This is a genomic window from Vibrio floridensis, assembly GCF_021852965.1.
Classification (GTDB): Bacteria; Pseudomonadota; Gammaproteobacteria; order Enterobacterales; family Vibrionaceae; genus Vibrio; species Vibrio floridensis.
Genome location: NZ_JAKGCY010000006.1, coordinates 189,808 through 209,923, shown reverse-complemented (window position 1 = coordinate 209,923; position 20,116 = coordinate 189,808). Strand labels below are relative to the sequence as shown.

The window sequence follows — 20,116 nt, the reverse complement described above, 5'->3', positions numbered from 1 at the left end:
CTGTCAAAAAGGAATTCACTATGCGTTGGCAACGGTTTTTCGCTGTTTTATTTTTGCTGGTATGTTGGCAAGTGTCTGCCAGCCCACTCTCTTCCGTTTTGCTCACAGAAGCAGAACAACTGATCGAGATTGAGCCAGAGCAAGCGAAAAGAATTGTCCAAAACTACCTAACCCAACGCGAGTTGACCGACAATCAAGAAAAAAGTCCGTCGGCGATTTCTCGTGAAGACGCCGACCGCACTTTGCGCACCCCAAGTGGCAGCGTTGAAGCCTACAAAATCTTAGCTCAAGCAGAATTTGCTTTAGGCAATCAACGCTCCGCTTTAATGCAATTGGAAACCGCATCTCAGCTCAGCCAGACTTTTCACCTCCCCTATTTAGAGATGGAAATCAAGCTGATGCAAACTAAGTTGCAATGGCAATACAGCAAAGATTACGCAAAAGCCGAAGCCGAACTGGCTCAGATTAGTGAGCAACTCAAACAATCGAGTAATTCGCTGCACATGAGCGATAGCGTACAATATCGTCTACTGATGCAACAGGCCTTACTTGCATCACAACAAAATCAGCTCACGGAAGCTGAGCAGTATTACGCACAAGCTAAGGAGCTGATCAAAAACACCCGCTCTGAAAACACCATTATTGACTATCACATTGCCGTAGGGGAATTTTACCTTAACCACCAAAAGTACAATTTGGCGCTGTCTGAATTGCTGTTTGGTTATTGGCAAGCAGTGGAAGGCAACAAGAGCGCTCGGTTGGCCAAAGTGAACCGCCTTTTGGCGCAACTGTTTGAAGAACGACGTGTACTTGATAAAGCCCTTGAATACTTATCGCAAGCTGCGGATTTTTACGACAGCTACCCCAACTCCCCTATCCTTGCGCAAGTAATGGAGCAAATGGGCGATATCTACTTCCGCCAAGGTAAGTACAACTTAGCGTTAGTGCACTATTTCAATGTACTTGATCATGACAGCTCGGCACGCAACATCAAACAGGTGATAGGCATTCGTCTCAACCTCGCGGCCACCTATCTTCAGCTCTATAACTACCCACTGGCAGAGCAATACTTGGAACGCGCCCAAGATGTATTGGAATTTGCTGACATCCCTAAACTCAAAGCAGAAGCGGCACTGATGAAAGCAGGGTTGGCTTTTTATCAAAACGACAGTCAAGCGGTGATCGACAATGCCAACAAAGCACTTGAGATCGTCACTGGACTTGCCGAAGAGCACTTAAATATTAAGCAACACGCTTATCAACTCCTTTCGCTTGGGTATGAACAGTCGGCACAATACGCGTTATCGTTACAAAATCTGCGCCGCTACAATAATTTGGTCAGTATTGAGCAAAAAGAACTGAATCAAATCAGTGAAGATGCTTTCCGCCAACAAAAAGAATTTGCCGAACAAACCATTCACTACATTGGCCAAGCACAACAACTGGAAAAAATTACCCTAGAGCATTCTAAGTTCCAAAAAATCGCCTTTGCACTGTTTGTGCTTTCCTTGGCGCTCTTTTTGTTGCTGATGAGACGCGGAGTTCTGCTGCAAAGGCAGTCAGCTCAGTTGGAGCGGCTCACCAGCGATCTCTATACGCATTCGCGCTCGAAACTACGCAACCTACGTATGCTCAACGTCAAGCTTTCCAACTCACTGCGCAAAGCGAATGAAACTTTTGAACAGTGGCAGTTAGGGGAGTTAATTAATGAACCACTTAATGATCGTTTGCGTTTTGTCATGCTCGATCTCCCCTTTTTACGCAGCATGTACGTGCAACATGGTTACAAAGCGGGTTTGGAACTAGAACGTGCCTTTGGAGCCTTTATGAGTGAGAAAGTCCAAAAGCCCGCGCGTCTCTACCATTTTTCGGATGCCAATTTGCTCTACATCGAGCCCAATGCCGATCGTAATTACTCCGCTGAAGAAGTCTTTAGCAAAATGCAAGCTTGGGTTGACGAGTTTGCTGCAGAACATGCGATCAACCGGACCGTTCGAATGGGTATGGCCGATTACCCATTTTTGCCTCGAGCTTACACCGCGATTAATGACCAAGAACTACTGGACTTGTTGCTATTGGCGACTCACTTAGCACGCGAAGTCAGCCTAACCGACAAGTGCAGCCATTATGTCTACTTGAAGGCCATAGATAATGCACCGGCTGCCAGCCTTGCAACCGGTAACATAAGGGTCGCATGCCAACAAGCGATACATCAGGGGCTAATTAAAATACACTCTTCGCATCATAATGAGGACAACCTCAAAAAATTATTAAAAAGTGAATAATTCTCAAGCATTCAAACCCGAAGAGAGGTGACGCTATAATGTTTTTTGTTATTATCAGCTAATTCGTTAGTCGTACATGGACAGTGTTGTAGTTCTTAATGGGCATTCTGGAATCCGATATTCAATCGCAGCTGCATCAGTTAAGTTGTCAGTTAGACCAACTTCGATTGACACATCGCGACTCGTCACTCAAATTCAAGCGTGAGCAGCAAGTTCTCAAACGCATCGTTACGTCTTTGAGCGCCGCTTGTCAGGGTGGAGATCCGACATTGACGCAAAGCCTCAAGGCGATTCAACAAGAACTTGAACAACCGAAAGACGTAAGTAATCTCATCCCGCGCCTCGCCGTGTTGGAGAGACGGCTAAGGCAGCAAACAGTGACTATGGATAAAAAGAACGGATTTCTTGATCAACAGGTCAAACACAGTGGCGAAACGCTACAGCGATTAGCAGGCTTACCTCCGCAACTCAAACGAGAGTTGCGTTGTTTAATGACCTCTAGTGAAGTTAACCAATCGGATAATGTCGATAAAGCTGTTCGTTTATTGAACATCTACGAGCGTTCTCTCAAGATCATCACCTCCAATTCTCGTTTGAACTTCAGTGACCTGAAAGATTCCACTGACCGATCGCTACTAGACACTCTGTCTATAGAATTACAGCATGTGATTACTGAACTGGATTTTGAAGGAGAGTCAGGTGACTTACTGCTCGATATCCGTACCAAGTTGCTGCTAGGTGTTTCCACCGAATCTCTACTCGAACTGACACTCCAAGTACTCAAACTGGTCATTGACGGAACCAAGTTCGAACGTAAATCTTCAGAGCAATTTCTCGACCAGCTTAATCGTTCTCTAGCCACGAACCTGAAAACTTCACATATCAATGTCGATCAAAGCCAAACTTACTTTGAACACCGACAAGAATTGAACAAAGAGTTTGGGGAACTCATCTCAAAGAGCCAAACGACTTTGACCAACGCTAATGAGCTAGAACAACTGAAAAGCGCCATCTCCCCGCTCTTAGCGCAAATGGCATCGCTGTCTCAACGTCTTGTTTTGGCAGAAGAGAAAGAGCAGACACTGCAAGAAAGGTTGCAGTACAACAAAAACCAGTTGGAAGCGGTGTTTGAAATTACCCAAGACTATCGTAAACGCTTGGAAGATCAGGCACAGCGCATGCTGCTAGACCCACTGACAAAAGTGTACAACCGCACCGCCTTTAATGATCGTCTGGAGCTTGAATATCGTCGCTGGATCCGCGCACAACACAATCTTCGTGTCGTGTTGCTCGACATTGATGGTTTTAAAGCGATCAACGACAGCTATGGCTACACTGCCGGTGACAAAGCACTAAAGATCATCGCACGAACCATTCGCAAAGCAGCAGCCGATACCGATACCGTGGCGCGCTTTAGCGGTGAAGAGTTTATCTTGCTCATTCCAGAGCAAAGTGAAGAGTACACGCTAGAGCTGATTAAGCACATTCAAGCAGAAGTCAGCAAGCTGCCATTTAAATTCCGCGAGCAGCAAATCACCATAACGTTAAGCGCGGCTTCAGCGGCGTTTAAAGAGTCCGACAACCCTGAATACGTGATTGATCGTTTGGGCATGATGCTCGCAGAGTGCAAACGACGCGGGAAAAGACAGCTAGAGTGGCGCTAATTTCAGGTCACTTAACGAACGATTGAGTAAAAAAACATCACTCCATATAGCATTTTCAATTAGTTATCACATTTCTTTTGGTTCATACTTTGCTAAGCTAACAACACTTATAACGTGTTTAGCCTAGATTCACGCTAGGCAACAAACAGAATCTGCTTCTCCTAATCTGGTTCTATAACAATAATCATTTTTCCCAGCAGATTTCTGACCTTTAATAACAATGCTAAGCAAGGAGGCCATATGATTACTCATATCAGCCCAGCAGGAAGTATGGATCTGCTCTCTCAACTTGAAGTTGAGCGTCTGAAAAAAACCGCCTCTAGTGAGCTTTACCAACTCTACCGCAACTGTACGTTAGCGGTGTTAAACTCAGGTAGCCACACGGATAACTCCAAAGAGCTGCTCGACAAATATCAATCTTTTGATGTCAACGTAGTGCGCCGTGAGCGTGGCATTAAGTTAGAGCTCACCAATCCACCTGAGCACGCTTTTGTCGATGGCGAGATCATCAAAGGTATCCAAGAACATTTGTTTTCTGTGCTGCGTGATATTGTTTACGTCAACATGCATCTTGCGGATAACCAACGCCTTAACCTCACGAATGCCACCCACATTACTAACCTTGTTTTTGGTATTTTGCGTAATGCTGGCGCTTTGATTCCCGGTATTGAGCCAAATCTGGTGGTGTGTTGGGGCGGTCACTCCATCAACCCTGTTGAGTACCAATACACACGCGAAGTGGGGAACGAGCTCGGTCTGCGTGAATTGAACATTTGTACTGGCTGTGGGCCGGGCGCAATGGAAGGGCCAATGAAAGGCGCCGCAATTGGTCATGCCAAACAGCGCTACAGTACGCAACGTTACTTGGGCTTAACCGAGCCTTCAATTATAGCCGCTGAGCCGCCAAACCCGATCGTCAATGAATTGGTGATCATGCCTGATATCGAGAAACGCTTAGAAGCATTTGTCCGCATGGGGCATGGCATCATCATTTTCCCAGGTGGTGCAGGTACTGCTGAAGAGCTGCTTTACATACTGGGCATTATGATGCATCCAGAAAACGCCGATCAGCCGATGCCCATCGTCTTGACCGGCCCTAAAGAGAGCGAGGCTTACTTCCGCTCACTGGACGCGTTTATTGGTGCCACTTTGGGGGAAGAAGGTCAGAAGCACTACCAAATCATCATTGATGACCCAGCTCAGGTTGCCCGTGTGATGAAACAAGCGATGCCACTAGTACGTCAGCACCGTAAAGACAAAGGCGATGCTTACAGCTACAACTGGTCTTTAAAGATTGAGCCAGAGTTCCAGTTGCCGTTTGAACCCACACACGACTCAATGGCAAGTTTGGATCTGCATCTCAATCAGAAACCTCAAGTACTGGCCGCTAACTTACGCCGTGCCTTCTCAGGTATTGTGGCGGGTAACGTAAAAGCCGAAGGCATTCGCGAGATCGAACGCAAAGGGCCATTCATTATTGATGGGGACCCTGCACTGATGAAGAAAATGGACAAACTGCTGCGCGATTTCGTCGCCCAGCACCGTATGAAACTGCCCGGTGGCAGTGCATATGAACCTTGCTATAAGATCGCATCAGCGGAAAATGGCGGTCGATAGTCCATACGATTTACGTTACACTCAGGGGCCTTAGGCCCCTTTTCAATACTGTAATTTTCTATGGCTATTCATCTTGTTATCATCGATGCACTCAATCTGATCCGCCGTGTCCACTCGGCTCAACCGGATCCGACGGACATAGCCAACACCATCCAAAACACCTGTCGTACCTTACAGCGAATCATTAGTGAGAGTCATCCTACGCATATCGTCGCGGTGTTTGATCACCTTGGTAGCGACCGAGGATGGCGCGCTGAAATCCTTCCAGAATACAAACAAGGGCGAAAGCCGATGCCAGAACCTTTGCTCAATGGTTTGGAGAAGATCCAAGAGGCATGGTGGCAGTTGGGTATTGATTCGCTGCTTTCTGAAGGTGATGAAGCCGATGACTTAGTGGCCACCCTAGCGTGCAAAGTCGCGCAACACGGTGAGAAGGTCACCATCATTTCAACCGATAAAGGCTACTGCCAACTCCTTTCTCCCACTCTGCAGATTCGCGATTACTTCCAACACCGTTGGTTAGATCAGCCGTTTATTGAACAAGAGTTTGGCGTAAAACCTCAACAGCTTTCTGACTATTGGGGCCTGACGGGCATCAGTTCCAGTCAAGTGACCGGCATTCCCGGCATTGGCCCAAAAGCAGCCAAAGAGATCCTCAGCCAATTTGACGATATCGAACAGGCTTTTCTCTCGCCGGATCTACCAAAGAAATATCGCACTAAGTTCGATCAACATATCGAGTTAGCTCGCCGTTGCAAACGAGTCTCGGCACTAAAAACCGATATTGAACTCGGTTTTAACCTGCAAGATCTGCGTTTTACCGCTAATGAGACCCATTAATTTCCATGAACAACGCCTTGCCAGTCAGAACACATTGACCGTGCAAATCCCACCAAGTGCATAACAAAACACCATCAATAAATGTTAAACGTTATTGTTGTGTAATGGGTTACATTCACAACAATAACAACAAATTAATCAATACCTTACTGAGTATTGATTAATTTATTATCAACATCACAGCATTGATGAGCATTTACTCTATTTTCACCACTCTCTAACAAGGAGTAATGAAAATGAAAAACCTCATCCTACTATCACTATTATTTGCTTTACCTGCAGCTGCTGAAATTTGTGGCCAACACCTCGACAAAGGCATGCCCTCCACACAACCGGATCAAGTGCTTTGCCGCGATGGCTACGCGGTAGGTTACAACTACAACACCAAAAACGCCGATTGGGTGGCCTACCATATTACGGCAGAGAGTGTGAATGCTTCCTATAAGCGCAGCAACAGCTTTAAAGAAGATGCCGAGCTGCCCGACTATGCTCGCTCCACCTTGGCGGATTACAGCAACTCAGGTTACGACAGAGGCCATCTTGCCCCGTCAGCGGCGATGGATTTCAGTCAGCAATCAATGCAACAAAGCTTCCTGATGAGCAACATGTCACCGCAGTTACCGGGCTTTAATCGCGTGGGTTGGCGTTTGCTGGAAGAGCATGTTCGTGATCTTGCCAATGAATATAACGAGCTTTACGTCGTCACTGGGCCCATTTACCAAGGTGGCGAAAACGCGATTGGTAACGGAGTGGTCATTCCTAGCGCCTTTTTCAAAGTCATTCTTGACCCTGCCTTTAATGACGCGATTGCGTTTATCGTTCCACACCGAGATGTCTCTGGCAGTGAGCTAGCGAATTTCATCACCACGATTGACGAGGTGGAAAGATTGACCCAACTTGACTTCTTCTCCACCGTCGATGACAGCACAGAAGCGAGCATGGAAGCACAAGTGTGGGAAATGTGGCCAACGTCGAACTAACACAAACAAAAACGCTCCTCATGTCGAGGAGCGTTTTTTAGCGAACCGTTTCTTCAACTCATCTTAGTGCGGAGAAATGTTCGATAGCACCTGAATGTGTACGGTGATCTCTTCGCGATCGTGATAAAGGTGTTTCGCTTGCAGCTTAAACTTCACCTTGTTCTCAATCAGGAAGGTCTTAAGATTTTCAATGTCTTGTAAAACCTCGTCATAACGACCTTTCATCGGCAACTTGAGGTTAAAGATGGTTTCTTTCGCCCACCCTTTAATGAGCCATTCGCCCATCAGATGCGCCACGCGAGCTGGCTTTTCCACCATGTCACACACTAACCAAGTCACGTTCTTACGGTCTGGCTCAAATTTAAAGCCATCCACCATGTGATGCTTGATCTGGCCTGTTTCCATCAAGCTGTCTGCCATCATGCCGTTGTCCACACAGTGAACGAACATAGAGCGCTGCACTAGCTGATAGGTCCATCCACCAGGACACGCGCCTAAATCCACCGCCCACATGCCCGAAGACAAACGCGTATCCCACTCTTCACGCGGAATAAACACATGAAAAGCCTCTTCCAACTTCAACGTTGAGCGGCTTGGCGCATCGGCCGGGAATTTTAAACGTGGAATGCCCATAAAGAAGCGCGAGTTATTGTGCGAATATGAGTAACCGGCAAAACAGTGCCCTGGCGCGACAAAACACAAGTGGAACACAGGCTTCTTGGCATGTTCTTTCGCCAGCAATAAACCTTTACCACGCAATGCTTGGCGCATTGGGACGGTAAACTTACGGCAGAACTTCAACAGCTCTTTTGCTTCGTTGGTGTCGGGTGTTTCAATACGTAGCTCACCACACATTGGAAAGGCATCCATCTCACCCAGCTCCGAAAGGATTGGGCTAATGCGATCTTCACTCGGCAGTTCGGTGAACTCTGCTGCAACCGCAAACATTTGACGCGCAAAAATCAGCGCGTTGAAGTCCAGTTCGCGTGCCAGTTTATCGGCATCCCCATCTTGGTAACATTCGAACAGAACATACCCTGCGTTTTTGAACACACGTGGAAAACCATAAACCTCTAACTGAGTCGCTTTGTCCTGAATTTCACCAGCACACTCTTTTTCAAAGCCCTGACGACAATAGAGCATTAATTGTTTCACTGAGATACCTCGTTCGTTTTTAAAGCTGCCAACATCAACATTATCCAACCAATAATAAACAGCAAGCCTCCCATAGGAGTTATGGGGCCAAACCATTTTATGCCAGTTAATGCGAGGGCGTATAAGCTGCCGCTAAAGCAAAAGATGCCGATGATAAAACAAATTGCCGCGCGGAAAAAATATTTTTGCGCTTTCTCTCCAGTCGGCAAAGACAGCAGAACGGCGCACAGGGCAATGGCGAGAGTATGCCAGAACTGGTACATCACGCCCGTTTCAAACACACCTAACAAATATGGCGACAATTGGCCTTTGAGTCCGTGAGCAGCAAACGCGCCAAGTGCGACCGCCGATGCGCCTGAGAAACCAACAAAAGTGAGTAGCCACTTACTTTTCATCGTCAACCCCTTTAATAAAAGCGCACAGCTGCTCAATCGCCAACTGCACATTGCCGGCTTCTGTATAGCCAGAACTTTTTCTCGGTTTAAAACTATGATCGCCGTCAGGCAAAAACGCCAAACGCACCATTGAGGAAAACTCAAATTGCTGACAGTCAGTTTGAGTGCCAAACGTGTCTCGCTCACCTTGCAAAATCAACGTCGGTTTACTCAATGTTTGTAAGTGCTCACCTTTGAACTTTTCAGGCTTACCGGGGGGATGAAAAGGAAAACCTAAACAGGCAATCCCTTTCACGAGGGGGTGCTCCGACAACAAAGTCGCCATGCGTCCGCCCATCGACTTCCCCCCAATGATCACGGGGTCATCGGTCACGGATGCTATCACTTCGGAGAAGGCTTCCAGCAATTTCGGCGCGCGATCCGGTGGGCGTTTTTTGCCATCTTCAGCTCGTTTGGCCATATAAGGGAAATTGAAACGCACCACGCGAATCCCTTCCTTTGCCAATCCTTGAGCCACTGCGGTCATAAAAGCATGCTCCATCGGAGCCCCAGCGCCGTGAGCAAAAATAAACAGCGGTCCGTTGTCTGGTCCATCAATAATGCATGGCAGATTCATCTAACACCTCTTCTTGTTCTTTGCGCGCCGTAACCAGCATCCAATCTCTGAAGCGTGCAATACGCCCCATATCGGCTTGTTGTTCATGGCAGACGACGTAAAACGAATTCTTCGACAACAATATTTCATCAAAGGGTGCTATCAGACGGCCCGCTTCCATTTCTGGTTTAGCCAACACATTGTTGCCCAAGGCCACCCCTTGCCCGTGGGCCGCCGCTTGCAGAACCATGGTCGAGTGGCTAAAAATCGGGCCTTGGTTGACATTGACCTCATCCAGACCGTTTTCCTTAGCAAATTGTTTCCAATCTTTTCTGGATGTGTCATGAAGTAACGTATGTCGTTTTAAATCCTGCAAAGATTCTAATGGTTTGTTACCTAAAAGTAATGAAGGTGAACAAAGTGGGATCAAATATTCTTGGTACAATTTATCGGCACGTAACCCCGGCCAATTGCCACGACCGTAATAAATCGCCACATCTACATCGTCCGTCAAAGAACCTTCGTCCATGTCCACCGCTTTGATTCGCACATCAATATCCGGCTCTTTAGCATTGAAATCCGCCAATCTTGGTACCAACCATTGAATCGCAAAACTCGGCGGCAAGCTGATGGTCAATGCCCCTTTTTCACTACGTTCCAATACCTTATCGGTCGCTTCGGCAAGTGCTGAGAAGATATCTTTGATGTCTAAAAAGTAACTTTGCCCCTCTTCAGTGAGGAGTAAAGAGCGGTTACGACGGCGGAACAATTTCAATGAAAGAAACTCTTCCAGCGCTTTGATCTGATGACTCACTGCCGCTTGAGTAACAAAGAGCTCTTCTGCGGCTCGGGTGAAGCTAAGGTGTCGGGCGGCGGCTTCGAATACACGAAGGGAATTCAATGGGGGCAATCTTCGGGACATACGGCTCTCTAACCATTAGTTTTTTTTATCTGAAACATTATAATTTGTCCGTTGTAGAACAGCCAGATAAATTCTATATTTCACCCCGCAACGCTAGCCTGAACGGCTTGATTTCTTTGTAAATCAATTGGCTTAGTTGTTGCGATGTTGTGTTTGCAAACTCGTATTTCGAGTTAGGTAGATTTCTACCGTAGTGTTTTGTCCAACTCCCTGTGACAAAACCTATACTTCCTGTATTTATTTTTGACCTGTCTGTCAAATTTGTTACACCGCCTATATAGGCGGTGTTTTTTTATCTTTGAACACTGCCTTTCTGACCGTTATCGCCTCCGATCGTCTCTTTTCCCTTGCACAATCTCATTCCTTTTTTGAGCGAAAATGAAACAAAAAACGCAACCCCATTGCTGAGATTGCGCTTGTCATTTTCCTCATGCGGCACTGTTATTCAGAGAGCAACACGAGTTTGTGATTACGGGCGGTAAACCTTAACGTTCTTAAACCCTTGCTCTTGTAGGTAGAGAGCTTGCAAACGGCTCATCACACCGCGAGCACAGTAAAGCAGATACGTTTTCGACTGGTCTAAGTCACCAAACTGAGTACTGAGCTTGTAAAACGGAATGTGTTTTACCTCAACACCATCGATCTCTAGCGGACTGTCGTCTTCTTCATCTGGGCTACGAATATCCAGCACCACAGCGTGCTCTTCAATCGCTTGAACTTGCTCCACTTCTGGCGCGGCTTGCGCCGACTCTTTCGCGATATCACGAATGTCCATTTGACGAGCATTGCGTACCACTTGTTCCAAGATGTCGAAATTGAAGTTGGCTTCTTCCGCTTCTAGCTTCTCTTTGACTGCTTTCACGGTTGGCTTCTTCGAAATCACGCCACAGTATTCTGGCATGGTTTTGGCGAAATCTTCGGTGCCGATGTCACGTGCAACTTTAATGATCTCGTCTTTATCCCAGTTGATTAGGGGACGGAGAATCAAACGATCGGTCACCACATCGATGTGGCGTAAGTTAGTCAAGGTTTGGCTTGATACTTGGCCGAGGGCTTCACCGGTTACCAAAGCTTGAATATCAAACTTCTCCGCAACCATGCCGGCAGCGCGCATAAACATGCGTTTTAGCACAACGCCCATTTGACCGTCTTCTACCTTCTCTAAGATCTCCGCAACCACAGGTTCAAAGTCAACAGAGATGAAGCGCACTTTGGCCGATGAGCCATATTTATTCCACAAGAAGTGAGCCACTTGTTTAACGCCAATTTCATGCGCAGGGCCACCCAGATTGAAGAAACAGTAATGCACTTTAGAGCCACGCTTGATGTGCAGATAGCTCGAAACACCCGAATCAAAACCACCAGAGATCAGGCTCAGCAGATCTTCTTGCGTGCCCAGTGGGAAACCGCCAAGACCTTTGTGATGGGCCAAAATCTGGTTCAGTTTGTCATCCACCACTTCAATTTTGATGGTAATGTCTGGGTTGTGCAGTTTGACCGAGGCGCTCTCGACCGATTGATTTAAGCCACCACCGACGTAACGCTCCAGCTCAATTGAGGTAAAGTCATGCTTACCACGGCGCTTAGCACGCACCACAAAGGTTTTGTTTTCGATGCGCTCGCGGCTGAGCTCCAACACTTGCTCATAGATGTCGTGCAGATCTTTAAAGCCAGATTGCTTCACTTCCAACACTTGCTGAATGCCTGGTGTCGTCGTCAAGATTTCGAGCACTTGTTGGTAATATTGATGGCTGTTCGCCGACACTTCGATGTGATCGCGACGGTTAAAGACAGCCACAGATTCAGTGCGATTCTGAATAATGATGCGGATGTTGCTCTCAAGAATCTTGGTAAAGCGCTTACGTACCGACTCACTCTTTACAAAAATTTCTGGATGGGGCTTTACAATAAATTTCATAGTTCAATTCGCAGTCTGTTGGCTATCAATTCACACCGGAGCTTGCACTAAGGTGTGGGACTTAGGGCGCAAGATTATACACGAATTATAACCATAAAAAAGACGAGCATTTCTGCTCGTCTTCTATGCGACTCACTCAGCCATTACTGGTTTTGAGGAATGGCTGGAATTTCATCACTATAGAGCGGTTCGCCTTGCATAATGCTGATTTCCACCCGACGGTTTCTCGCACGATTTTCATCAGTATCATTCTCTGCTAACGGATCCGTATCGGCCATGCCTCGCACCCGTAAGCGTTGATGAGAAAATCCGCGCACTTTCTCCATCTCTTGCGCCACCGAAACGGCACGCTGCGCAGAGAGATCCCAGTTAGAACGATAAAGCTCCGAATCAAGACGCTGATTGTCCGTATGACCAGAAATTCGCACAATACCGGGGACATCTTTTACCAACTCGGCAATTTGTCGCACTAGCGGGCGGAATTTAGGCTGCAAGAACGCAGAGCCTTCTGGGAAGGCGCCCTTCTCTCGCATGCGAATCACAATTTGCTGGCCTAGGTTTTCCACTTCAATCGCCCCTTGCTCTATTTCACGCTCAAGGGCCTTCTTGATGCTTTCCATCAGCGTTTCCATCTCTTTCGACATGGCTTCCGATTGCTGCTGTTGCTGTTGTTGTTCGGTATTTTGGTTGGTCTGGGTCGAGGTTTCAGGCGACTGCCCGCCCGTCATTTTGCCTTGGTCACGCTGGGTACCACCCGCGCGATCCGACTCTCCCTCATGAAACTCTAAGGTTTGCTGGGTGATATCAATGGTTTGCTGCATGATCACGTCAATCGGTGTCGGCTCTGGACGCCCCGGACGAAATTCTTGAGCGATGATGCTGGTGCCTTTGGGGATGTCTTTCACCTCAAGGCGGTTTTGCACACCAAAGGCAAATTTCATTGAGCCTGCGATCTGTTTGAACTTCAGTACATCCATTTCCGAAAACGAAAGCAGCAGTACGAAGAAACACATCAACAGTGACATCAAGTCAGCGAAGGTACCCATCCACAGAGGTAATCCGGGAGGGGGACAATCACATTTGCTATCGTCATCCATCACATACTCCCGTGATTAATCGTTGATATCGAGGGCACGCTTGCTCTCGTTGAGGTAGTTTTTCAAGTAGCTGTCGATAACACGTGGGTTCTGACCATCTTGGATCGCCAACACGCCGTCCATGATCAGACGACGATTGAGGGTCTCTTGGTCGCGACGAAGCGCCAATTTATCCGCTATCGGGAAGAACACCATGTTCGACAAAATCGCGCCGTAGAGCGTAGTCAAAAGCGCGACCGCCATCGCAGGGCCGATGGATTTCGGGTCATCCATGTTGGACAACATCGCCACCAGACCGACAAGGGTACCGATCATCCCCATCGCAGGCGCAACGTCACCAAAGGCGCGAAACACGCCCGTTCCTTGCGTGTGACGTTCATCGGTCAAAGCAATGTCTTTCTGTAGTGCTGCGCGCACCACATCGGCATCGTGGCCATCGACCAACAAATCAATGCCTTTTTGCATGAAGCTGTTGGAGATCTCCATCTCTTCCAAGGCCAAGAAACCGCCTTTACGTGCCGCGTCCGCCATTTCGACGATCTTTGCGATCAAATCTTCTGGTTCATCGGCTTTAAACATGAAGGCTTTGCCCGCGATTTTCGCTGCGCCAAAAAACTGCCCCATGGTAAATTTCATCAATACAACAAAGATAGAGCCACCGACCACGATAAGCACAGAGGTGACATCGACGAACATCATGATACTACCACCAAGAATCATCGCCATCACTACGAAAGCCAGGCCACCTATCAAACCTAAAAGGGTTGCTAAATCCACAAAGCACTCCTCATGCTATTTTCCGATTTACCACTATACAAAGAGATTAATTTCTTTATCGACAAAGAGTAGCGATCTTTTAGCAAAAACTTGGCCAACAAGTCACAAAATTGCCGCAAAGTGCCAAAAGTAAAGCGCCATTGCCCCGTCACACTGAATATCGCGGCAAAAAATGAAGTCACTTTTTAAGGGTATGAACACGTTATAGCAAGTTTACTGCCATTTTAGCGCTTGTGGGCAACCTTTTTATTACTAGGTCGTCTATCTCTTCTTGGTTAACCTCATTTTCAGACAAATTTGCCTGCTTAAATTTGACCAAGCCAGCGTGCTAAGGTAACTTGCGAGCATTCTTTTAGAGGCAGAATAGATATGGCAACCAAGAAACCAGAAAACATGTCCTTCGAAGCAACCATCGAAGAATTGGACAATTTGGTGGATCAACTGGAAAACGGTGATTTGGCTTTAGATGACGCACTGAAAAAATTTGAGCGTGGGATCGCACTAGCCAGAGCCAGCCAAGCTAAACTAACAGAAGCAGAACAAAGAGTTAGCATTCTTCTTAGTAACAGTGATGATGCACCTCTCAGCGATTTCTCCACAGTGGCAGAGTAAAGTGATAAATGGGTAACTCTATGATTGGCGTACTTACGTCTTTTCAGCAGCGCAATAATCAGCAACTCAATCTATGGTTAGACAGACTACCGCATCAAAGTCATTCCTTGGTTCAAGCGATGCGATACGGTTTGGTATTGGGTGGAAAACGTGCTCGTCCATTTCTTGTCTATGCAACCGGTGAGATGCTTGGTTGCCCCTTAGAGCAACTTGATACACCCGCTTCTGCCATTGAATGCATCCACGCTTATTCGTTGATTCATGATGATCTTCCTGCGATGGATGACGATGAACTGCGTCGTGGTCAGCCAACTTGCCATATCCAGTTTGATGAAGCCACTGCGATTCTCACTGGTGATGCCCTGCAAACCTTAGCATTTACGATACTTGCAGAAGGCCCCCTTTCTGCTGAAGGAGAAACACAACGCGTTGCCATGATCCAAGCATTGGCGCAAGCCTCTGGAGCACAAGGCATGTGTATTGGTCAGGCATTGGATTTGGCCGCGGAAAACCGCGCAGTCACGCTGGAAGAGTTAGAAGAGATTCACCGTAACAAAACCGGCGCTTTGATCCGTTGTGCGGTACGCTTAGGTGCCTTAGCAGCAGGCGAAAAAGGTTTGGCTATTTTGCCTCAGTTGGAGAAGTACTCCACTGCGATTGGGTTAGCATTTCAGGTGCAAGATGACATTTTGGATATCATTAGCGATACCGAAACGCTCGGGAAGCCACAAGGTTCTGACCAAGAACTCAACAAGAGTACTTACCCATCGCTGCTGGGTTTAGAAGGCGCAATGGAGAAAGCTCACACTCTGTTACATGAAGCACTTCAAGCTTTGGAAGCAATCCCATACAATACCCAACACTTAGAAGAGTTCGCCCGATACGTTGTCGAGCGCAAGAACTAACACAATAAGCGCGCATACCTATGACTCTTGATATTTCAAAGTACCCGACACTGGCACTAGCAGATACACCCGATGAGCTGCGTCTCCTACCAAAAGAGACGTTGCCAGCACTGTGCGATGAATTACGCACTTACTTACTGAACTCCGTCAGTCAATCAAGCGGTCACCTAGCCTCTGGTCTTGGCACCGTTGAGCTTACGGTTGCCCTTCACTACGTTTACAACACGCCTTTTGATCAACTAATTTGGGATGTCGGCCACCAAGCCTACCCACACAAAATCTTGACTGGCCGTCGTGAACAAATGCCGACTATCCGTCAAAAAGGCGGTTTACACCCTTTTCCATGGCGTGAAGAAAGTGAGTACGACACCCTGTCTGTTGGCCACTCTTCGACCTCGATCAGTGCAGCACTTGGTATGGCCATTTGCGCAGAAAAAGAAGGCCAAAACCGCAAAGTCGTCAGTGTGATTGGTGATGGCGCGATCACGGCAGGCATGGCGTTTGAAGCGATGAACCATGCTGGCGATGTACACAGCGATATGCTCGTGATCCTCAATGACAACGAAATGTCGATCTCTGAAAACGTGGGGGCGCTTAACAATCATCTCGCTCGTGTACTTTCTGGCAATCTTTATACTTCGATTCGCGAAGGTGGCAAGAAAGTCCTCTCAGGCGTACCGCCGATTAAAGAGCTGGTTCGTCGTACCGAAGAGCATCTTAAAGGCATGGTGGTCCCTGGCACCCTTTTCGAAGAACTGGGTTTTAACTATATTGGCCCAGTTGATGGCCATGATGTGGTGGAGCTGGTCAAAACCCTGAAGAACATGCGTGAGCTAAAAGGTCCGCAGTTCCTGCACATCATGACCAAAAAAGGCAAAGGTTATGAGCCTGCCGAAAAAGATCCGATCGGTTATCACGGCGTACCTAAGTTCGATCCAGCGCACAATAGCCTGCCGAAAAGCAGTGGTGGCAAGCCAAGTTTTTCCAATATTTTTGGCGATTTCCTTTGTGACATGGCGGCGCAAGATCCGAAACTGATGGCGATCACCCCAGCCATGCGTGAGGGTTCCGGCATGGTGCGTTTCTCTAAAGAATACCCAGCGCAATATTTCGATGTAGCGATTGCAGAGCAGCATGCAGTGACACTGGCGACCGGGATGGCCATTGGCGGATACAACCCGATTGTGGCGATTTACTCGACGTTCTTGCAACGCGGCTATGACCAACTGATCCACGATGTGGCGATCATGAACCTCCCAGTGATGTTCGCGATTGACCGTGCTGGTTTGGTGGGCGCAGATGGTCAAACTCACCAAGGTGCGTTCGATTTAAGCTACATGCGCTGTATTCCAAACATGGTGATCATGGCACCAAGCGATGAGAACGAATGCCGCCAAATGCTCTATACCGGCCACAAACATCAAGGACCGAGCGCGGTTCGTTATCCTCGTGGCAATGGCATGGGCACACCTATCGATTCTGAATTTACCGCGCTTGAGATTGGTAAAGGCCGCTTGGTTCGCCAAGGCGAAAAGGTGGCCATTCTGAGTTTCGGCACCTTCTTAGCCAATGCACTTGAAGCGGCAGAGGCATTGAATGCGACTGTTGCAGACATGCGTTTTGTTAAACCTCTTGATGAAGCACTTATTCGTCAATTGACCAACGAGCATGATGTGCTTATCACGATTGAAGAAAACGCCATTGCCGGTGGTGCTGGTGCGGGGGTGATCGAGTTTATGATGCAAGAAAAGATCATGAAACCAGTCTTGAACCTTGGTCTGCCGGATAAGTTCATCCATCAAGGTACTCAAGAAGAATTGCATGAAGAACTCGGCTTAGATGCCAAAGGCATTGAACAAGCAATTCGTCACTATTTATCGAAGTAACATTGATCAAAGTGACAGAACAAACAAAGGGCGCGAAAATCGCGCCCTTTGTGTATACATGATAGCTAAGTAAGATTAAGCGCGATTTTGCGCGTAAGCCGCTAGCTCATCCATCGACGTTTGTGCAACCACTTCACCATCAATGTAGTAAGTCACGAACTCACCTTCACGAATACCTGTCAGCGTCGCTTTTTCACCGTTGTTGTAAGTGATATCCATCTGTACCGTATTTTCATCGATTTGCTGCATCGTGCCTTGCTCAATCGTACGGTTATTTGTTAATGGAGCGATTGGCGCTGTTTTTAGCGATTCATCCAATTGGCTGTTGACATCGATGTAGGTGTCCATCTTTGTATCAAAGATATGTGGTTTGCCATTTAGAGGGTTTTTGCCCGTCCAAAATTCCAGTGAGTTAAACACAATGTAGTCTGCTGCAATCGCCACACCGTATACTGGCGCCAACAACATGTTCAGACCACCACGAGCGTAACGGTTGTCAACGGCTTTCAAGTTAAAGCCCATAACATAGCCCGTTACTGCATTGCTACCTACACAACCAGACAATGCCATTGCTGCGACTGATAACGCTACGACTTTAGTGATCGTCTTTTTCATATTTACCTCGAATGTAATTTGGAGAACAGGAATTGGGGGCGCATATTAGCGCAGATAAAAACCTTCTTCAAAGTAAGAACATTCCATCTTGCCAGCGCAGTCTCAAAAACAAGAATCATTACATAACAATGAGATATGACATTAATAAAAACATTTATTGATTAAATCTAAACCAGTACAAGTTAACCTTAACTCAACAAAAGTCAGGAGAAAGTAAATGAACGATTAGCGATTTTTATCGTAATATTAATAAGGTTGAATGGCTTGATATCCGTTGCATTGCTAGAGTGGGCGGAACAGCAAATACAGGAAGTAGTATGGTTCGCATTAAAAAAAACAAAGTGTTCGAGATCTTGGGACACAAAATTCAGCCAGCGCAACGACTAGAGATCGAGCTTGACGCCGCACAGCTTTATACTCACTCGCCTCTTTCCATTCCCATAGAAATTATTAATGGTCGCAATGCAGGGCCAGTTCTAATGGTCAATGCCGCAATACACGGTGATGAACTCAACGGGGTTGAAATTGTCAGGCAGCTAATTAACGGCCTCGATCCTAACCAAGTCAAAGGTACGGTCATTGCCGTTCCAATTGTCAATGTCTTCGGTTTCATCCACAAATCTCGCTACCTGCCTGATCGTCGTGACCTCAACCGTTGTTTTCCAGGCAGTGAAAAAGGGGCATTAGCCTCTCGCATGGCACACACCTTTTTCAATAATGTCGCATTGAAGGCAGATTATATCCTCGATCTTCATACTGGCGCGATTCATCGCACTAACTTACCGCAGATCCGAGCTAATCTGAGTAATCCAGAAACGCTGCGTATCGCCAAAGCCTTTGGTGCCCCCGTCATTATCGATTCAGCACTAAGGGATGGCTCTATCCGCTCCGAGGCAGAAAAATGCGATATACCCGTGCTCACTTATGAAGCGGGTGAAGCACTTCGTTTTGATCCTCTCTCGATCAGCGCTGGGGTATTGGGGATTAAACGCGTGATGCAATCCATCGGCATGCTGCGCGCCAGTCGAAAAAAATTGCCTCAGCCAGTCATTGCAAAATCGACCAGTTGGGTAAGAGCATCGGGAAATGGCATTCTCCGCACCGTTGTCAACCTTGGTGCCAAAGTGGAAAAAGGAGAAACCTTAGCCTATATCAGCTCACCTTTGGGGCATGATGAAGTAGAGCTCAAAGCTCCGAAAGGGGGGATTGTGATTGGTCAACAAACCTTGCCGTTAGTCAATGAAGGCGATGCCATTTTCAATGTCGCCTACTTCCGCCAAGACGATGAAGTTGTCGAACAAGTCGTAGAAAGCTACATCGAAGAACTGGTTGAAAGTGATATTGATTTGATCACCACAGGACAAATTCCACTGTAACCGAACATGGGCAGGCTGTGCTGAAATGAAAACTAAAAAGCCCCGACGACTCACTCATCGGGGCTTTTCTAAATGGAATTGAGTTGTAAATTACTCGTCTTCGTCCACTTCATCGTCTGCTTGTGCATCACGAGCGCGACGTTGTTCCGCTTTACGTAGTTTTGCGCTCAACGCTTCAGCATCGCGCTCTTTGCGTTGCTGAGCTTTACGCTCGTTGCGCTCGGCTTGGTTTTTAACAAAACCAGCGAGTTCAGCTTCTGCCCACGCTTGAGCAGCCGCTTCAGAGTCAAAACCCATTTGACGCTTTGAAACAACAGTTTTACGAGAGGTTACTTGACGAGTAATCTCAGCCGCCCAACCTTCACGTTTCTCAGTCACGCGGATGGCAAATTTTTGGTTTTTAGACATGTCAGATGTTCCTAAGGGATTGTAAAGGGATTCAAGCCATCCCTTGGCAAGCGGCGTATTAGACCACAA

The 20,116-nt window shown here is 47.2% G+C and carries 18 protein-coding genes; 9 read left to right on the top strand and 9 right to left on the bottom strand.

All coding sequences use genetic code 11. The features are described 5' to 3' along the window. The first annotated feature begins 20 nt into the window (after positions 1-20). The 5 genes from LZU85_RS11985 (at position 21) to LZU85_RS11965 (ending at position 7,386) form a co-directional block, all read left to right on the top strand. On the top strand, positions 21-2,285 hold the full coding sequence (locus LZU85_RS11985) for a tetratricopeptide repeat protein (protein WP_237287166.1): 2,265 nt from the start codon (positions 21-23) through the stop codon (positions 2,283-2,285). 98 nt (positions 2,286-2,383) lie between these two features. Next, positions 2,384-3,949, top strand: a complete 1,566-nt coding sequence (locus LZU85_RS11980) for a GGDEF domain-containing protein (protein WP_176297989.1) — start codon at positions 2,384-2,386, stop codon at positions 3,947-3,949. A gap of 240 nt (positions 3,950-4,189) precedes the next feature. After that, positions 4,190-5,566: a nucleotide 5'-monophosphate nucleosidase PpnN gene (gene ppnN / locus LZU85_RS11975; protein WP_045621437.1), complete on the top strand. Its 1,377-nt coding sequence runs from the start codon at positions 4,190-4,192 to the stop codon at positions 5,564-5,566. A gap of 60 nt (positions 5,567-5,626) precedes the next feature. After that, positions 5,627-6,406, top strand: a complete 780-nt coding sequence (xni, locus tag LZU85_RS11970) for a flap endonuclease Xni (protein ID WP_237287165.1) — start codon at positions 5,627-5,629, stop codon at positions 6,404-6,406. A gap of 236 nt (positions 6,407-6,642) precedes the next feature. Then, positions 6,643-7,386, top strand: coding sequence for a DNA/RNA non-specific endonuclease (locus tag LZU85_RS11965; protein ID WP_237287164.1), 744 nt, complete (start codon positions 6,643-6,645; stop codon positions 7,384-7,386). A gap of 63 nt (positions 7,387-7,449) precedes the next feature. Here LZU85_RS11965 and rlmM read toward each other — a convergent pair whose 3' ends face one another. The 7 genes from rlmM to pomA form a co-directional block, all read right to left on the bottom strand. Next, entirely contained in the window at positions 7,450-8,541 is a 1,092-nt protein-coding gene (gene rlmM, locus LZU85_RS11960) for a 23S rRNA (cytidine(2498)-2'-O)-methyltransferase RlmM (RefSeq protein ID WP_130190985.1), read from the bottom strand. Further along, entirely contained in the window at positions 8,538-8,936 is a 399-nt protein-coding gene (locus tag LZU85_RS11955) for a DUF423 domain-containing protein (protein WP_101956746.1), read from the bottom strand. The genes rlmM and LZU85_RS11955 overlap by 4 nt, the downstream gene beginning before the upstream one ends. After that, complete coding sequence (locus LZU85_RS11950; RefSeq protein ID WP_237287163.1) at positions 8,926-9,552, bottom strand: alpha/beta fold hydrolase; 627 nt, start codon at positions 9,550-9,552, stop codon at positions 8,926-8,928. The genes LZU85_RS11955 and LZU85_RS11950 overlap by 11 nt, the downstream gene beginning before the upstream one ends. Continuing rightward, positions 9,530-10,453, bottom strand: a complete 924-nt coding sequence (locus tag LZU85_RS11945; RefSeq protein WP_011078414.1) for a transcriptional regulator GcvA — start codon at positions 10,451-10,453, stop codon at positions 9,530-9,532. Before LZU85_RS11945 ends, LZU85_RS11950 begins: the two co-directional genes overlap by 23 nt. Positions 10,454-10,922: 469 nt before the next feature. Then, positions 10,923-12,371 (bottom strand): tRNA uracil 4-sulfurtransferase ThiI, encoded by a 1,449-nt coding sequence (gene thiI, locus LZU85_RS11940; RefSeq protein WP_017789318.1) that lies wholly within the window; start codon positions 12,369-12,371, stop codon positions 10,923-10,925. 143 nt (positions 12,372-12,514) lie between these two features. Then, a complete protein-coding gene (locus LZU85_RS11935; protein ID WP_176297995.1) occupies positions 12,515-13,468 on the bottom strand; it encodes a flagellar motor protein MotB in 954 nt (317 codons plus the stop codon). 15 nt (positions 13,469-13,483) lie between these two features. Beyond that, positions 13,484-14,245 carry a flagellar motor protein PomA gene (gene pomA / locus LZU85_RS11930; protein WP_103156611.1) on the bottom strand — a complete coding sequence of 254 codons (762 nt, stop codon included), beginning with the start codon at positions 14,243-14,245 and terminating at the stop codon, positions 13,484-13,486. Positions 14,246-14,614: 369 nt separating this feature from the next. Between pomA and xseB the strand changes: the two genes are divergently transcribed. Genes xseB through dxs form a run of 3 tightly spaced genes read left to right on the top strand, consistent with a single transcriptional unit; the run spans position 14,615 to position 17,648 of the window. Continuing rightward, a complete protein-coding gene (gene xseB, locus LZU85_RS11925; protein ID WP_176297996.1) occupies positions 14,615-14,857 on the top strand; it encodes an exodeoxyribonuclease VII small subunit in 243 nt (80 codons plus the stop codon). 20 nt (positions 14,858-14,877) lie between these two features. After that, entirely contained in the window at positions 14,878-15,762 is an 885-nt protein-coding gene (gene ispA / locus LZU85_RS11920) for a (2E,6E)-farnesyl diphosphate synthase (protein WP_176297997.1), read from the top strand. Between the two features lie 20 nt (positions 15,763-15,782). After that, positions 15,783-17,648, top strand: a complete 1,866-nt coding sequence (gene dxs, locus LZU85_RS11915) for a 1-deoxy-D-xylulose-5-phosphate synthase (protein WP_237287162.1) — start codon at positions 15,783-15,785, stop codon at positions 17,646-17,648. Between the two features lie 75 nt (positions 17,649-17,723). Here dxs and LZU85_RS11910 read toward each other — a convergent pair whose 3' ends face one another. Beyond that, positions 17,724-18,263, bottom strand: coding sequence for a DUF3332 domain-containing protein (locus LZU85_RS11910; protein ID WP_176297999.1), 540 nt, complete (start codon positions 18,261-18,263; stop codon positions 17,724-17,726). Positions 18,264-18,580: 317 nt separating this feature from the next. Here LZU85_RS11910 and LZU85_RS11905 point away from each other — a divergent pair, with 317 nt between their 5' ends. Continuing rightward, positions 18,581-19,639: a succinylglutamate desuccinylase/aspartoacylase family protein gene (locus tag LZU85_RS11905; RefSeq protein WP_176298000.1), complete on the top strand. Its 1,059-nt coding sequence runs from the start codon at positions 18,581-18,583 to the stop codon at positions 19,637-19,639. A gap of 90 nt (positions 19,640-19,729) precedes the next feature. Here the strand turns inward: LZU85_RS11905 and LZU85_RS11900 are convergent, their stop codons facing one another. Next, positions 19,730-20,047 carry a DUF3622 domain-containing protein gene (locus LZU85_RS11900; RefSeq protein WP_176298001.1) on the bottom strand — a complete coding sequence of 106 codons (318 nt, stop codon included), beginning with the start codon at positions 20,045-20,047 and terminating at the stop codon, positions 19,730-19,732. Positions 20,048-20,116: the final 69 nt, after the last annotated feature.

Bases quoted from the DNA above. Each gene is read 5' to 3' on its own strand.
- thiI (WP_017789318.1), bottom strand. From the start codon at position 12,371: ATGAAATTTATTGTAAAGCCCCATCCAGAAATTTTTGTAAAGAGTGAG.
- xni (WP_237287165.1), top strand. From the start codon at position 5,627: ATGGCTATTCATCTTGTTATCATCGATGCACTCAATCTGATCCGCCGT.
- LZU85_RS11910 (WP_176297999.1), bottom strand. From the start codon at position 18,263: ATGAAAAAGACGATCACTAAAGTCGTAGCGTTATCAGTCGCAGCAATG.
- LZU85_RS11950 (WP_237287163.1), bottom strand. From the start codon at position 9,552: ATGAATCTGCCATGCATTATTGATGGACCAGACAACGGACCGCTGTTT.
- LZU85_RS11900 (WP_176298001.1), bottom strand. From the start codon at position 20,047: ATGTCTAAAAACCAAAAATTTGCCATCCGCGTGACTGAGAAACGTGAA.
- LZU85_RS11945 (WP_011078414.1), bottom strand. From the start codon at position 10,453: ATGTCCCGAAGATTGCCCCCATTGAATTCCCTTCGTGTATTCGAAGCC.
- ppnN (WP_045621437.1), top strand. From the start codon at position 4,190: ATGATTACTCATATCAGCCCAGCAGGAAGTATGGATCTGCTCTCTCAA.
- LZU85_RS11905 (WP_176298000.1), top strand. From the start codon at position 18,581: ATGGTTCGCATTAAAAAAAACAAAGTGTTCGAGATCTTGGGACACAAA.
- LZU85_RS11985 (WP_237287166.1), top strand. From the start codon at position 21: ATGCGTTGGCAACGGTTTTTCGCTGTTTTATTTTTGCTGGTATGTTGG.
- LZU85_RS11965 (WP_237287164.1), top strand. From the start codon at position 6,643: ATGAAAAACCTCATCCTACTATCACTATTATTTGCTTTACCTGCAGCT.
- ispA (WP_176297997.1), top strand. From the start codon at position 14,878: ATGATTGGCGTACTTACGTCTTTTCAGCAGCGCAATAATCAGCAACTC.
- LZU85_RS11935 (WP_176297995.1), bottom strand. From the start codon at position 13,468: ATGGATGACGATAGCAAATGTGATTGTCCCCCTCCCGGATTACCTCTG.
- LZU85_RS11955 (WP_101956746.1), bottom strand. From the start codon at position 8,936: ATGAAAAGTAAGTGGCTACTCACTTTTGTTGGTTTCTCAGGCGCATCG.
- xseB (WP_176297996.1), top strand. From the start codon at position 14,615: ATGGCAACCAAGAAACCAGAAAACATGTCCTTCGAAGCAACCATCGAA.
- dxs (WP_237287162.1), top strand. From the start codon at position 15,783: ATGACTCTTGATATTTCAAAGTACCCGACACTGGCACTAGCAGATACA.
- LZU85_RS11980 (WP_176297989.1), top strand. From the start codon at position 2,384: ATGGGCATTCTGGAATCCGATATTCAATCGCAGCTGCATCAGTTAAGT.